Genomic DNA, 14929 nt, shown 5'->3' with positions numbered 1-14929 from the left:
TGATACGTTAAACTAGCACTTTGTAATAATTTTAAGTGATTTTATGTTTACAGGAATCGTTCAAACTCAAGCCACTGTTGTATCTACCACACACACTGAAGGGGTTTTACGCTTGGTTGTATCGGTAGGTGATGAATACGTTAAACACCTTGATTTAGGTGCCAGTATTGCTATTAATGGCTGTTGCCTAACAGTGGTTAAAGTAGAATTAAGTAACCATGATGTTGTGGCACAAGTGCACTTTGATGTAATCGATGAAACATTATTACTTACCAATTTAGGCAAGCTTGCAGTAGGTAGTTTAGTCAATTACGAGCGTTCAGTCACTTTTGGTACTGAACTAGGTGGCCATATTGTATCTGGGCACATTCACTGTACTGCCCAAATCAGGCAAATAGTCAAAGAGCAAAACAACTGTAAAATTCAGTTAAGCCTACCGTCTAAATGGCAAAAGTATGTTTTATACAAAGGCTTTGTAGCAATAAATGGCGCAAGTTTAACCGTGGGCGAAATTGACGAGCAGGGGTTTTGGTTACACTTGATCCCCGAAACGCTGGCCATTACAAATTTAGGTAACGCACAAGAGGGTGATGAACTAAATATAGAAGTTGATCAACAAACTTATACCATTGTTAACACGGTAGAAAATTACTTACGCCACCAGGGCTAAAAAATTTGCTCATCGTCGCTGTCTATGTGTAACTCTAATTTTTTATGAGCATGGTCTATATGCATATTTAAATGAATAGGGTTACAACAGGCACTGCATTCTTCAATGTAGTCTTGATCTCCCATGCTTGCGTCGATATCTAGGTGTATGTGGTTGCCACAGTGAGGGCAGGTGATACGTTGTGATAAAAAATCTTTCATAATCACTCCAATAGTACCAAGGTAAGAATTAACTTGTTGATACGCATTAATTAAGTTGTGCCGTTATACTAGCAACAACTTGATGGCTCAAAACTGAACTAAACAACAAGGTATTGAGCCTTAATTATATCCTTTTAACTATAGTGCTGAAGCGACGTTTATGACAGTAACTTTACGCCTTAGAGGCATTATTATTTAAAGCGATAGCAGCGTATCAATATGTTTCTTAGCTTGAGTAAGGTAATGCCCTGCAAAAATATTTGCGTGATTTAAAATAGGGTAAAGCTGGTATATCGCTTTACGCTTTTTATAGTTATCGCTTAGTGGGTATTGCGCGTTATAGGCGTTATAAAAATCATCTGGTAAGGGGGCAAATAGCTCACTCATTGCGATATCGACCTCGCGGTCGCCGTAATAGCATGCTGGGTTAAATAAGGTGGGTACATTTTTAATAAAACCCATATTTCCACGCCAAAAATCACCATGTACTAAAGAGGGCTCAACTACATGGCTATGTAGTTGCTCTTTTATCAAGTTAATTAATAGTTCAGGCTCTACAAGCTCAATACCTTTCTCGGCTAATAGTTGCAGTTGCCAGCCTATGCGCTCTTCTGCGTAAAATAAATCCCATTTTTTATGCCATTGGTTTGGTTGCACGGTTGTGGCTAGGTAGTTATCTTCGTCAAAGCCAAACATTGCTTGGTCGTGCTTTTGATGCAGCATAGCCAGTTGCTTTCCCATATCATGCCAATGAGTGTGGGGCTGTTTATCAAGTACTAACCACTCAAGTACAATAAACGAAAATTCAATATTAGCACCTGTTACAATGCAGTCAGGCACCATAAAAACACTATTTTGGGTAAGCTGTTTAAGCCCAATCGCTTCGCTTTCTAGACGATCTAGCTCGTTTTTAAGGGCAATTTTAACCAGGTAATTGTGCTTACCATCAGTTAATTGATAGAGTTTATCGGTATTTGTACTTTGCAGCTGGCGTTTGTAAGTATGTTTAAAGTCATAATGAATGGCTTGGCTAATGTGCTCGTTTACTGTTTTCCACATATCAATTGCTCGCCTTTTAAACAGATACTTAAACTATGGCAAAAAAGTATTAATTTAACAAACTAATCGTTGTAAAATTAACGATATAAAAAATGCTTATGGAGTAACAATGAACAAAAGTTTTATCACCAATTTGCTTGCGGTTTTGTGTGTCGTGATAGGCTACTTTTTTAACCAAGCTATTGTGTTATCGGTGGGGTTATTTGCGCTATCTGGAGCTGTCACAAACTTATTGGCTGTTCATATGTTATTTGAAAAAGTACCTTTGTTATACGGCTCGGGTGTTATTGCTCTAAAATTTGAAAGTTTTAAAGTGGCTATTCGTAATTTAATTTTGACTGAGTTTTTTTCCGAGCAAAAAATTAATAACCTACTTAGCAAAGCACAACCTAATATCGACTTTGAGGGCATTATTACTAAGGTTGATTTAAACCCTGCATTCGACAACCTACTTCAAGTAATAGAGCAATCTCAGTTTGGCAGTATGTTAGGTATGTTTGGTGGCACAGCGGCTATAGAGCCAATGCGAGAAAAGTTTATTGAAAAAATGCAGCTATCACTTGCGCAAATTAGCCAAACAGACGATTTTAAAGCGCTAGTAAACGATACGTTGTCGCAAGGCAATAGCGCACAAAGCTTACATGCTACGGTACTTAAATTAGTTGATGAGCGTTTAAATGAACTCACCCCTAAAATGGTTAAAGACATTATTCAAACGATGATACGTGAGCATTTAGGTTGGCTAGTAGTGTGGGGCGGTGTGTTTGGCGGTTTATTTGGCTTAATTGCGGCCATTATTTAATAAACTAAGCCTGCTTACAAAGCAGACTTAGTTTTGTGTTAACGCCATACTATTTTGGCCCTGTGATAATGACTTTTTCTGGGTTGTACGATTTAGCTAAATCTTTAATTGATGTGCGAGTACTGGTATCAATATTTAAATAATTAGCGCTTTTATCAAGGTTATACAAACTAACAAAGTCGCCCATTGATAAGTTATTACAGTGCAGTTTTTTGCTCATTACCGCTTTGCTTATATTTAAATCGCGTAACGCTTTACGCAAACTGTACGATTTATTCGCTGCAACAGCCATACAAGCCTGTGTACCTGGCGAAGAATCAGCCGCGATAAACTGCGTTGCTAATGCTGGTTTTGCCATTAGTAAAGTTGCCCCTAGTACCATAGTTGTGCAAAAAGTCGCTTTTAACGTGTTCATAATTAGTCCTCATTGTTTGTGGTTCAGCTTTATTATTGAGCGATTAAAACTAAAAAGCTGTTAACCAAACGCAACAAGGTGTAAGCAGGTATGTTTAAAAATACACATTTAACCTAAGTGACTGAATTTAAGCCCTAATAAGTGTGTTTTTTGACACACTTAGGTAAAATTATTTTACAGCTACTGACATATTTTCTCAGCCTGCTATCATCGCCCCCAATATTTACGCGCTTAATTTTTAGGAGAACCAGTGAGCAAAACGTTAGCCAGCTATTACCAGCAAGCGTATGCCTGCGAGCACAAACATTTTAACCAATGTTTTTATTGTGGGTGCGAAGCCACAGAGCGCGACCATTGCCCGCCCCTGCACATGTTACAGAGCATTATTGATTTAGGCGAAGAGGCCGATTTTATATCAATTGCAGCATGTTACGAGTGCCATGCCTTATTACATAATGAAAGGCTAATGACAATAGATGAGCGCTTTACAAAACTTAAAAAAAATCTCTCTAATAAGTATGCTAAAGCGCTGCGCGTTTATAACATGTGGGAAGAAAACGAATTAAGCGAAATGAGCGATGAATTTGCGCACAGCATTCAAGCGGGTATGAAATTAGGTAAAGAGGCATCTGAGCGTTTAGCATTTACAGGCTTTACATATGCCACCGAAGAAGCCCGTGTAACCGTACGCGAAAAAACCAAAGAGTTTGATGTAGAAGGCACCGTTTTTACCGACTTTAAAGAGGCATTAAATTACTGTATTAACGTGCTTAAAGTTCAAAAAAGTGATTTTTATAAAATACTGGTTGAGGATTATAATGGCGATTTTAACAGGGCGCTTAGCCAGTATCGTCATCGCCATAATAAAGTAACAACAGCAAGCGATGGCAATACTTTAATTAAGGATTTTGCTAAGCAACATAAGCAAAATTCAGACTTTGTGACACGCACGGTTAAACACTTTATAAACAAAGATCCTTCCCTTACTACCGAAGGCGCGCTAGAAAAGTTGTATAACAATTATATAAAAAAATAATGACAGCCGTTTAACTCAATTAATCGCTTTTTTACCTGTTTTTTTAGCTTTATTACGCCGCTTTAGCTAAAGTAGCAAAAAAACAGGAGAACCTAACAACATGCAAAAATTTGCACCCTCATTGTTAGCAGTTGGTTTAGCTGCTGCGCTTGTTGGTTGCCAAGAAAACGGCCCGCAAGATGCAAAAATCACCATTAATAAAAACCCATACCCAAGCACTTACACACCGCTGGCAAGTAAAAGCACTTTAATTACCAATGCAACCGTACTTACCGGTACAGGCGAGCGTTTAAATGATGCTGATGTACTACTTGTTGATGGTAAAGTACAACAAGTAGGTAAAGACTTATCGGCCAATGCAGATTTAACCATTGATGCACAGGGTAAATGGGTTACCCCAGGTATTATTGATGTACACTCTCACTTAGGTGCCTACCCAAGCCCATCAGTTGAGTCTCATCAAGATGGTAACGAAATGACCAGCCCAAATACTGCCGAGGTGTGGGTAGAGCATTCTGTATGGCCTCAAGATCCTGGCTTTAACCGCGCCCGCGAAGGCGGTATTACTTCACTACAAATTTTACCAGGTTCAGCTAACTTATTTGGCGGGCGTGGCGTAACACTCAAAAACATTCCTGCGCATACAATGCAAGCAATGAAATTTCCTGATGCACCTAATGGCTTAAAAATGGCCTGTGGTGAAAACCCCAAACGCGTATATGGCCGCCAAGGTACTTTACCTTCAACCCGTATGGGTAACATGGCCGGCTACAGAATGGCGTGGGCAGAAGCACAAGAGTACAAACGTGCATGGGACAAGTACGATGCTGATTACGAAGCAGGCTTAAACCCACAAGCACCGGCTCGCGACATTAAGCACGATACACTAAAAGCGGTTATTGAAGGGGAAGTGTTAATTCATAATCATTGTTATAAAGCTGAAGAAATGGCGATGATGATCGATCTGTCAAAAGAATTTGGCTATCACGCAGGTACTTTCCATCACGGTGTAGAAGCTTATAAAATTGCAGATTTACTGGCTGAAAATGGTTCGTGTGCTGCACTTTGGCCAGATTGGTGGGGCTTTAAAATGGAAGCTTATGACATGGTTCAAGAAAACGTAGCTATTGTTGATGCGGTAAAAAATTCGTGCGCTATTGTGCATTCTGACTCAGACACCACTATTCAGCGCTTAAACCAAGAAGCGGGTAAAGTAATGTACCGTGCAAACGAAAATGGTTTTGATATTTCGGAGCAGCACGCCATTAAGTGGATCACCTCTAACGCGGCAAAATCATTGGGTATTGAAGATAAAACGGGATCGCTTGAAGCAGGTAAGCAAGGCGATGTTGTTATTTGGAACCAAAACCCATTTAGCGTTTACGCAAAAGCTGAACAAGTATTTATTGATGGCGCAAAAGTTTACGATAGAAACGACAGCGCATTTCAGGCACAAAGTGATTTTATGTTAGGCCAACAATAAGGAGCCCAGAATGAAAAATTTATCACGTTCGTTTTCGCTATCTCTGGTTGCTGCCGGATTGTTAGCCTCAGCTACAGTGGATGCGCGCTCGCTTGCCATTGTGAATGCAACGCTTCATACCGCTACTGAGCAAGGTGTGCTAGAGAACGCAAGTATTATAATGGATAACGGTAAAATTACCGCTATTAACCCGCAACAAGTATATGCAGACCAAGTTATCGATGCTCAAGGCCGCATTGTTACACCAGGGTTTATTGCCAGTATTAACCAACTTGGCTTAGTAGAAGTCAGTGCGGTTGCAGGCTCACGTGATGCTGGCGAAGAAAAAGCAGGTATTGATTTTGACGTAAGCCTTGCTTACAACGCTCACTCAAGCCTAATCCCTTATGCACGTAAAGGTGGTGTAACTCGCGATGTTATTACCCCACATGGGGCCGATAGTATTTTTGCAGGCCTAGCAAGTGTTGTTGATTTAAGCGGTGATTTACAAAGCGATATACAAAAGCAAGCTGCTTTAGTGGTTTATTTGGGTGAGCGCAGCAAGGGGTCGCGCGCATTTACATTGCAAACCCTCATTAATAAGCTTGAAGAGCACCAAACAAAAGCAGCTAAAAAGCCTAAAAAAGACGACGACAGCAAGCCTAGCACTGAAGATAAAGTCATGCGTAAAGTACTTAGCGGCGATATGCCACTGGTAGTTGGCGTATCTCGTGCGGCCGATATTATTGAGCTCCTTAAAGTTAAAGCGCAATTTGGTATTAATTTAGTGCTCAATGGCGCACAAGATGCGGTTGTTGTTAAAGAGCAGATTGCTAAAGCGCAAGTACCCATAATTATGAGTGCTATGGATAGCTTACCCTCAAGCTTTGACTCGCTACATGCCAGTTTAGATAACGCAGCCGTGCTAGAAAAAGCAGGGGTTAAGGTTATTTTAACCGTGGGCGGCGATGCCAGTCATAATATTTACCAACTTCGTTTTGATGCAGGCAATGCCGTTTCATATGGCATGAGCCAACAAGGTGCATTAAAGGCCGTTACATCTAATGTGGCAAGTGTGTTTAATATTAACGCTGGCAGTATTGAAGTTGGAAAAGCCGCTGATGTAGTGATGTGGAGCAATGACCCGTTTGAGTTAAGCAGTCATGTAAGTAAAATGATTATTAATGGTGAAGAAGTATCTATACAGTCTCGCCAAGATAAACTACGGGAGCGCTACACTACTGAGTCATCTATGCCTAGAGCTTATACCAATCCGAAATAGTATCTAATCATTTTGCGGAGCTAAACGTGTTGTTATCAGCGTTAAAAAATTCTCATTTAGAACAACTAAATAGCGAATTTTTTGCCTTGCTATCAACACGTTTTTCCATCCTCAAAATAGATCACTTACTTATGCGGATTGGTATTATACAAAATAATTAAAATAGCTTTAATTGTTTACAGGCCGCTATTTTATAAATAGCGGCTTTTTTATACAAAAGGCAGGCACAAAAAAACCGCTTACTTTTTACGTAAGCGGTTTTTAAATTTAATCTAAAATTATACTAATTTAGATAAAATTTCGTTAAAGGTTGCGCTTGGGCGCATTGCTTTAAACGCTGCCTCATCACTTGGTTGGAAGTAACCACCAATATCCATTGAAGGACCTTGCGCATCGTTAAGCTCGTTTACGATTTGCTCTTTTTGCGTTTCTAAATCGTTGGCAATTTGTGTAAATTGCGCTTTAAGCTCACTGTCTTCGTCTTGCTTAGCCAGCTCTTGTGCCCAGAATAAAGATAAGAAGAAGTGAGAGCCACGGTTATCAATTTCTTTTACTTTACGTGAAGGCGACTTGTTTTCAGCTAAGAACGTACCGGTTGCTTTATCTAGTGTATCAGCAAGTACTTGAGCTTTTTTATTGCCTGTATTCACACTTAGGTGCTCAAGCGAAGCCGCTAGTGCTAAAAACTCGCCTAACGAATCCCAACGTAAGTGGTTTTCTTTTTCGAACTGTTGAACATGCTTAGGTGCTGAACCACCTGCACCAGTTTCAAATAAGCCACCGCCGTTCATAAGAGGTACAATTGAAAGCATTTTAGCACTAGTACCCAGCTCTAAAATTGGGAATAAATCTGTTAGGTAGTCACGTAATACGTTACCTGTTACAGAAATAGTGTCTTTACCTTCTTTAATACGCGCTAATGAGAATAAAGTTGCTTCAAGCGGCGCTAAAATTTGAATGTCTAGGCCATCTGTATCGTGATCTGGTAAGTATTTGTTTACCTTTTTAATAAGCTGAGCATCGTGAGCACGATTTTCATCTAACCAGAAAACAGCAGGTACGCCCGTAGCACGTGCACGGTTTACAGCAAGTTTAACCCAATCTTGGATTGGTGCGTCTTTAACCTGACACATTCTCCAAATATCGCCTTGCTCAACAGTGTGCTCAAGTAGCGTAGTGCCATTTGCATCAACAACACGGATAGAGCCATCCGCTTTTGCTTCAAACGTTTTATCGTGAGAACCATATTCTTCTGCTTTTTGAGCCATTAAGCCTACGTTTGGAACGCTACCCATAGTGGTAGGATCAAATGCGCCATTTTCTTTACAAAAATCAATAGTCGCTTGGTAAACGCTTGAGTAGCTACGATCTGGGATCACAAAGCTAGTGTCTTGTAGTTTACCGTCGTTGTTCCACATTTGACCGCTTGAACGAATAGCAGCAGGCATAGATGCATCAATGATCACATCGCTTGGTACATGTAAATTAGTAATACCACGGTCAGAATCAACCATTGCAATGGCAGGACGCTCAGCGTAAACCGCTTGAATGTCTGCTTCAATTTCTTCACGCTTAGCATCATCTAATGTTTGAATTTTAGAATAAACGTCGCCTAAACCGTTATTTACATCAACACCTAGCTCTTCAAAAAGCTCGCCGTGTTTAGCAAATACGTCTTTGTAGAAAACTTTTACCGCGTGACCAAAAATAATAGGGTCAGATACTTTCATCATTGTCGCTTTCATGTGAAGCGAAAATAATACGCCTTTTTCTTTAGCGGCATCAATTTCTGCTGCTAAAAACGCTTGTAGTTTAGCTGCGCTAATGCGCGACGCATCAATTACTTCGCCAGCGATTAGCGGTGTGCTTTGCTTAAGTACAGTTACTTCGCCATTAGTCGCTACGTGTTCAATACGTACATCAGTTGCTGCATCAACGGTTACTGATTGCTCAGAACCAAAGAAATCGCCTTCGCTCATGCTTGCAACGTATGATTGTGAGTCTTTGCTCCATGCACCCATAGAATGCGGGTTATTACGTGCATATTCTTTAACAGAGCCAGGCGCACGACGATCTGAATTACCTTCACGCAATACTGGGTTTACAGCGCTGCCTTTAATTTTGTCATAAGTTGCTTTAATTTTAGCTTCTTCATCATTTTTAGGCTCAGCCGGGTATTCTGGTAGTGCGTAACCTTTTTCTTGAAGCTCTTTAATCACAGCGCGTAATTGCGGTACAGACGCACTGATATTTGGTAATTTGATGATGTTTGCTTCTGGTGTTTTTGCAAGTTCGCCAAGTTCTGCAAGCGCATCGCCAATACGTTGTTCTTCAGTAAGGTAATCAGCGAAGTTTGCAATTACACGACCTGCTAATGAGATATCGCGAGTTTCAACTTCAACACCTGCCGCATTTGTATAGGCTTGGATAATTGGTAGCAACGAGTAGGTTGCTAGCGCCGGAGCTTCGTCCGTTTTAGTGTAGATAATTTTTGATGTCATCATCATTCCTAGATAGTAGGCCGCAGTGGCCGTATTCAACAATGCAAAGAAACTCATTAGCGCATGACTGCGTTAATAAGCAGTTTGTTAGGTGTCGGTACTCTTAATGTGCCAAAGGCAGAATAGTCACACCTGACTAACTGATTTTTATAGGTTGCAAAGTACACGTATGTTAGCCGCGTAAACGCATAAGCTAATATGTGATCGCGTAATTTAGCAACAAGAGTGTAACAAGCTTGTTTAAAAAGGGCTAGCGCTTGCGCTTTTGTACAGCCTAAATTAGCAGGTAACTGTTAGAACATTGGGGTATATAAAATAAAATCAAGGAAAAGGGTTGAATTTAGCGTGTACAGGAGCAATTTAATAATAAGAAGAGAGTTGAATGGTAAGTGGGGAATTAAGCGAGGATCTAAATTAGGTCGCTCGCTTTAGTCGAACAAATTTTTGATCACTCTAAAATGTCGCCGTTAGGGGCTATGTTTTTAGCGTGTAAGCCCTTAGGGCCTTGTTCTAGCTCGAATGTTACATCTTGACCAGCTTTAAGTGTCTTATAACCGTCCATTACAATCGTTGAGTAATGAGCGAAAATATCATTCTCGCAGCCGTCTTCTACGATGAAACCAAAACCTTTGGCGTTGTTGAACCATTTGACTTTACCACAAGCCATACTTCTACATCCTTCTATAAGTTGACTAATTTAGTTATTCTAAACCGTATAATTTGCTAGACTGACTAAGGATTAATCAATCTACTTCTGACTGTAGTTTATTTGGCCAGTCAGTCAAGTGTTTTGTGTTATTTTTTTAACATTTTATTTATTTTTTATTCAAGTTTGCTTGAGTTCTAAAGACAAGACTATATTTAATTATGAGTGGTATGAAAGATTCAGGTGTCATAGACACAGTTCGCGATAGTGAAAAGCAAAAGCTGCAACCACCGCGAAAATACAAAGTTGTTTTAAATAACGACGACTACACGCCAATGGACTTTGTAATAGAAGTTCTAATGACGTTTTTCAATATGGATAGCGATAGAGCAACTGATGTGATGCTACAAGTTCACGAAAAAGGGAAGGGGATATGCGGTGTATTTAGCGCCGATGTAGCCCATACCAAAGCGGAACAAGTTAACCGTTATGCACGGGATAACGAGCATCCACTGCTTTGTAGTTGTGAGCAGGAATAAATACCAATTAGGTGATCAATCATCTCATTGTTATGGTATAAAATAATTATCTCAGTAAGGGGTTGCCAATGCTAAACAAAGACTTAGAACTAACGTTAAATGCCGCGTTTCGTGAAGCGCGCACACGCCGCCATGAGTTTATGACGGTAGAACACCTTTTACTTGCGCTTTTAGATAACCCTTCAGCAGGCGAAGCGTTAAACGCCTGTGGGGTTGATATTTCAGGTTTAAAAACCGAGCTATTAGAATTCATAGACGAAACCACACCGGTTATTCCCGACTTAGAAGAAGAACGCGAAACCCAACCAACACTGGGCTTTCAGCGCGTGCTTCAGCGTGCAGTTTTTCATGTTCAATCATCAGGTAAAAACGAAGTAACGGGTGTAAACGTCCTTGTTGCTATCTTTTCTGAACAGGAAAGCCAAGCGGTATATCTACTTAAGAAAAGTGATATTTCTCGCTTAGATATAGTGAATTTTATTTCTCATGGTATTTCTAAATCCGATGATGAGTTAGGTGATGACACTGACGATATTCATGAAGAAGTACAAGAGGTTCAAAACGAAGAAGCAAGTAAGTTAGATAGCTTTACCACTAACTTAAATGCGCAAGCTAAAGACGGCAACATAGATCCATTAGTAGGTCGTGACAGTGAAGTAGAGCGTACGGTGCAGGTTTTATGTCGCCGTAAAAAGAATAACCCATTGCTTGTTGGTGAAGCCGGCGTTGGTAAAACAGCCATTGCAGAGGGCCTTGCGTATCGTATTGTTAACGAGCAAGTGCCTGAAGTGATTGCCGATGCTGTTGTCTACTCACTTGATATAGGCGCATTGCTTGCCGGCACTAAATACCGCGGCGACTTTGAAAAACGCTTTAAGAGCCTGTTAAAAGAGTTACAAGCTAAACCTAACTCAATATTATTTATTGATGAAATACACACTATTATTGGTGCAGGTGCTGCATCGGGTGGTGTTATGGATGCATCTAACTTACTTAAACCGCTACTTTCGAGCGGGCAGTTACGTTGTATGGGCTCAACCACTTACAATGAGTACAAAAATATTTTTGAAAAAGACCGTGCGTTAGTACGCCGTTTCCAAAAAATTGATGTACTTGAACCGAGTGTGGCTGATACCACTAAAATTTTAAATGGTTTAAAAGAGCGTTATGAAGAACACCATGGCATTCGTTACACGCAAAAAGCACTAAAAGCAGCTGCAGAGTTAAGTGCTAAATACATTAATGAGCGTCACTTACCTGATAAAGCCATTGATGTAATAGACGAAGCCGGTGCTAACCAGCGTTTACAGCCAAGCTCTAAGCGCAAAAAAACCATTGGTGTATCAGATATTGAATCAATCATTGCCAAAATGGCCCGTATTCCGGCGCAAAGTGTGTCATCTACTGATAAAGAAACCCTCAAAAATCTTGATCGTAATCTTAAAATGTTGGTGTTTGGGCAAGATCAGTCTATCGACGCGCTAACGTCTGCGATTCGTTTATCTCGCTCGGGGCTTGCAAACGAAGATAAGCCAGTAGGCTCGTTCTTATTTGCTGGGCCAACGGGTGTTGGTAAAACAGAGGTGACTAAACAGCTTGCTAAGTGTATGGGCGTAGAGTTTATTCGCTTTGATATGTCAGAGTACGTTGAGCGCCATGCAGTGAGCCGTCTAATTGGTGCGCCTCCTGGGTATGTTGGTTTTGAACAAGGTGGTTTACTCACCGAAGCCGTTATTAAAAATCCCCATGCAGTTGTGTTATTGGATGAAATTGAAAAAGCGCATCCAGATATTTACAACATACTACTGCAAGTCATGGATCACGGTACGTTAACCGATAACAATGGTCGTAAAGCGGACTTTAGAAACGTGGTTGTGGTTATGACAACCAATGCCGGTGTGCAAGAAACAACACGCAAATCGATTGGCTTTACCGAGCAAGATCATACGCATGATGCAATGAGCGAAATTAACAAGGTATTTTCACCCGAATTTAGAAACCGCTTAGATAATATTATTTGGTTTAACCACCTTGAAAAAGAGGTTATCTTGCAAGTGGTTGACAAGTTTGTAGTTGAGCTGCAAGCACAACTAGATAAAAAGTCGGTTAACCTTGAACTGACCTCTAAAGCGCGTGAATGGTTAGCAGACAAAGGCTACGACAAAGCGATGGGGGCACGCCCAATGGCACGTGTTATTCAAGATGAGCTTAAAAAGCCGTTGGCTAATGAAATACTCTTTGGTGAGCTGGTTGATGGCGGTACTGTTAAAGTGTCAGTTAAAGATAAGAAAATTAACTTTGACTATGAAAGCAATTTAACACCCGCTTAAATAAGAGCATTCACTTATAATACCCATCCGCTAAACAGTAACTTAATTATGCGAATGGGTATACAAACTAGCCTGCGCGATACGCGTGGGCTTTTTTTGCCTTTTTATAGGCAACAAAAAACCCAGCAAAAGCTGGGTTTTTTGTTTATTAAATGTAATTGCTAGTCAGCACCATCAATTACATTTAATAAACGCTTTAAGCTAGTTATTCACTAGCCAAAAACTAAATCTCGTTTACGCACTTAGCGAGCACGGAATACGATACGACCTTTCGATAAATCGTAAGGCGTCATTTCTACCGTTACTTTATCGCCGGTTAAAATACGGATGTAGTTTTTGCGCATTTTACCTGAAATATGAGCCACAACTACGTGACCATTTTCTAGCTCAACTCGGAACATTGTATTTGGTAAAGTATCAAGGACTGTCCCTTGCATTTCGATTACGTCTTCTTTCGCCATGTTTAGCGTAACACCTCTTTAATAGTTAAACGCTGCAGATTTTGCCCAAAATACGCCAATAAGTAAAGGCGCAGCGGGCATTTTTGCAAATTAAATAGCCAACCACTGGTCATTAACGTGTTTTTGCGCGGGTAAAAACTGAGTTTTGTATTTCATTTTGGTGCATTCATCGATTTGGTAGCCCAAATACACAAATTCTTTATTTTGTTGTTTGGCAAATTCGAGCTGCTGTAAAATCATCACAGTGCCTAAACTGTAGTGCTCAAAGTCGGGATCGAAAAACGTATAAATAGCTGAAACAGCGTTATCCATACAATCGGTTACGGCTACTGCAACTAAAGTGTCTTGGTGCCAAAGTTCAATAAACGTTATTTCTAGCCAGCTACAAAATAAAAAACTTTGAAATTGCTCTATATTAGGGGGGAACATAGTGCCATCGCTGTGACGTAATGAAATGTATTTACTATAAAGTGGGTAATATTCTTCGCGCTTAGCCTGGGTGTATTTAACTTCAAAGTGTGCTTTTACTTTATTAAGTTTTCGTTTTTGGGATTTTGACGGAACAAACTCTTGAGCTAACACGCGTACAGAATTACAGGCACTACACGAAGGGCAATGAGGTCGGTAAATTTGGTTACCGCTACGCCTAAAGCCGAGCGATAAAAGCATCTCAAATTTTTGCGTGCTGTAACAGGTAGGGTCAAGTATTACCAATAATTGTTCTTGCCTGTCAGGTAAATAGCTACAAGCAAACTCTTGGCTAAGGCCTACGCGAGAAGGTATGTGCTCACTCATAAATTGCTATTAACTCCTGTGGCTGCCACATCATCGGGTTGAGGCTGTAAGAACCTGCTAATTTAAGTCTAGTCAAAAACTCTGAGCGAGGGATCACTTTTGCACCTAAAGAGGTTAAATAGGGGTTTTCTAGTTGGCAGTCAATAAAATGTGCGTTATGTCGTTTTAACCAATTTACTAACGCCCACATGGCGAGTTTTGAGCAATTAGTTTGATGATGAAACATCGACTCGCCACAAAATATGCCATTTTGCATAATGCCATAAAGCCCACCGGCAAGTTCGCCGTTTTGCCATACCTCAACACTATGCGCAATTTTAGCGTCATGTGCAGCAATATAAGCGCTTAACATGTCGTTTGTTATCCACGTGCCTTCGGTGTCTATACGTTGCTCACAGCACGCTTCTATCACCTCAGCAAAGGCATTGTTAATGGTTACTTTTACTGGGTGCTTTTTTAAATGTTTACGCAAGCTTTTACTTATATGAAAGTCATTTAGCTCTACAATTCCGCGTTCACTTGGCGACCACCACATAATGGGCTCACCTTCGCTAAACCACGGAAAAATCCCCATTTTATAGGCGTTACTTAATCGCTTTACAGATAAATCGCCGCCTATGGCAAGCAGTCCATCGGGGGAGGTAAGTGCATATTCGGGATTTGGAAATGCTATATCGGTTTCACTGAGTTGGTATAGCTGGTTTCTCATAGAGGGCTTAATTTATTAATTA

The 14929-nt window shown here is 40.4% G+C and carries 15 protein-coding genes; 7 read left to right on the top strand and 8 right to left on the bottom strand.

Annotated elements, in window-relative coordinates:
* The first annotated feature begins 43 nt into the window (after positions 1-43).
* Positions 44-670 (top strand): riboflavin synthase subunit alpha, encoded by a 627-nt coding sequence (locus CWC16_RS08485; RefSeq protein WP_138541227.1) that lies wholly within the window; start codon positions 44-46, stop codon positions 668-670.
* Here the strand turns inward: CWC16_RS08485 and CWC16_RS08480 are convergent.
* Both CWC16_RS08480 and CWC16_RS08475 read right to left on the bottom strand, forming a co-directional pair.
* Entirely contained in the window at positions 667-870 is a 204-nt protein-coding gene (locus CWC16_RS08480; RefSeq protein WP_055014323.1) for a CPXCG motif-containing cysteine-rich protein, read from the bottom strand. The genes CWC16_RS08485 and CWC16_RS08480 overlap by 4 nt on opposite strands.
* A gap of 195 nt (positions 871-1065) precedes the next feature.
* Positions 1066-1929: a fructosamine kinase family protein gene (locus CWC16_RS08475; RefSeq protein WP_138541226.1), complete on the bottom strand. Its 864-nt coding sequence runs from the start codon at positions 1927-1929 to the stop codon at positions 1066-1068.
* 109 nt (positions 1930-2038) lie between these two features.
* Between CWC16_RS08475 and CWC16_RS08470 the strand changes: the two genes are divergently transcribed.
* The gene (locus tag CWC16_RS08470) at positions 2039-2731 is read left to right on the top strand and encodes a DUF445 domain-containing protein (RefSeq protein ID WP_138541225.1); all 693 of its coding nucleotides are present in this window, start codon (positions 2039-2041) and stop codon (positions 2729-2731) included.
* Between the two features lie 49 nt (positions 2732-2780).
* Here the strand turns inward: CWC16_RS08470 and CWC16_RS08465 are convergent, their stop codons facing one another.
* Positions 2781-3146 (bottom strand): DUF3718 domain-containing protein, encoded by a 366-nt coding sequence (locus CWC16_RS08465; RefSeq protein ID WP_138541224.1) that lies wholly within the window; start codon positions 3144-3146, stop codon positions 2781-2783.
* A 250-nt stretch (positions 3147-3396) separates the two neighbouring features.
* Here CWC16_RS08465 and CWC16_RS08460 point away from each other — a divergent pair, with 250 nt between their 5' ends.
* From CWC16_RS08460 to CWC16_RS08450, 3 genes are all read left to right on the top strand, one after another.
* Positions 3397-4182, top strand: a complete 786-nt coding sequence (locus CWC16_RS08460; RefSeq protein ID WP_138541223.1) for a hypothetical protein — start codon at positions 3397-3399, stop codon at positions 4180-4182.
* A 100-nt stretch (positions 4183-4282) separates the two neighbouring features.
* Positions 4283-5665: an amidohydrolase gene (locus CWC16_RS08455; RefSeq protein WP_138541222.1), complete on the top strand. Its 1383-nt coding sequence runs from the start codon at positions 4283-4285 to the stop codon at positions 5663-5665.
* 10 nt (positions 5666-5675) lie between these two features.
* Positions 5676-6926 carry an amidohydrolase family protein gene (locus CWC16_RS08450; RefSeq protein WP_138541221.1) on the top strand — a complete coding sequence of 417 codons (1251 nt, stop codon included), beginning with the start codon at positions 5676-5678 and terminating at the stop codon, positions 6924-6926.
* A 278-nt stretch (positions 6927-7204) separates the two neighbouring features.
* Here the strand turns inward: CWC16_RS08450 and CWC16_RS08445 are convergent, their stop codons facing one another.
* Entirely contained in the window at positions 7205-9427 is a 2223-nt protein-coding gene (locus CWC16_RS08445; protein WP_138541220.1) for an NADP-dependent isocitrate dehydrogenase, read from the bottom strand.
* 448 nt (positions 9428-9875) lie between these two features.
* Complete coding sequence (cspD, locus tag CWC16_RS08440) at positions 9876-10094, bottom strand: cold shock domain-containing protein CspD (RefSeq protein WP_004586755.1); 219 nt, start codon at positions 10092-10094, stop codon at positions 9876-9878.
* 209 nt (positions 10095-10303) lie between these two features.
* Here cspD and clpS point away from each other — a divergent pair, with 209 nt between their 5' ends.
* Complete coding sequence (gene clpS, locus CWC16_RS08435; protein WP_004586754.1) at positions 10304-10612, top strand: ATP-dependent Clp protease adapter ClpS; 309 nt, start codon at positions 10304-10306, stop codon at positions 10610-10612.
* 68 nt (positions 10613-10680) lie between these two features.
* Positions 10681-12942, top strand: coding sequence for an ATP-dependent Clp protease ATP-binding subunit ClpA (gene clpA / locus CWC16_RS08430; protein ID WP_138541219.1), 2262 nt, complete (start codon positions 10681-10683; stop codon positions 12940-12942).
* A gap of 242 nt (positions 12943-13184) precedes the next feature.
* Here the strand turns inward: clpA and infA are convergent, their stop codons facing one another.
* From infA to aat, 3 genes are all read right to left on the bottom strand, one after another.
* Positions 13185-13403, bottom strand: a complete 219-nt coding sequence (gene infA, locus CWC16_RS08425) for a translation initiation factor IF-1 (protein ID WP_002962494.1) — start codon at positions 13401-13403, stop codon at positions 13185-13187.
* Positions 13404-13493: 90 nt separating this feature from the next.
* Positions 13494-14198: an arginyltransferase gene (locus CWC16_RS08420; RefSeq protein ID WP_138541218.1), complete on the bottom strand. Its 705-nt coding sequence runs from the start codon at positions 14196-14198 to the stop codon at positions 13494-13496.
* Complete coding sequence (gene aat, locus CWC16_RS08415; protein ID WP_138541217.1) at positions 14191-14907, bottom strand: leucyl/phenylalanyl-tRNA--protein transferase; 717 nt, start codon at positions 14905-14907, stop codon at positions 14191-14193. Before aat ends, CWC16_RS08420 begins: the two co-directional genes overlap by 8 nt.
* Positions 14908-14929 lie beyond the last annotated feature (22 nt).

The sequence above is a fragment of the Pseudoalteromonas sp. S3776 genome (genome assembly GCF_005886915.1).
Classification (GTDB): Bacteria; Pseudomonadota; Gammaproteobacteria; order Enterobacterales; family Alteromonadaceae; genus Pseudoalteromonas.
The sequence above is the reverse complement of the archived record's forward strand: the minus strand, read 5'-3'. Positions and strand labels throughout refer to the sequence as shown.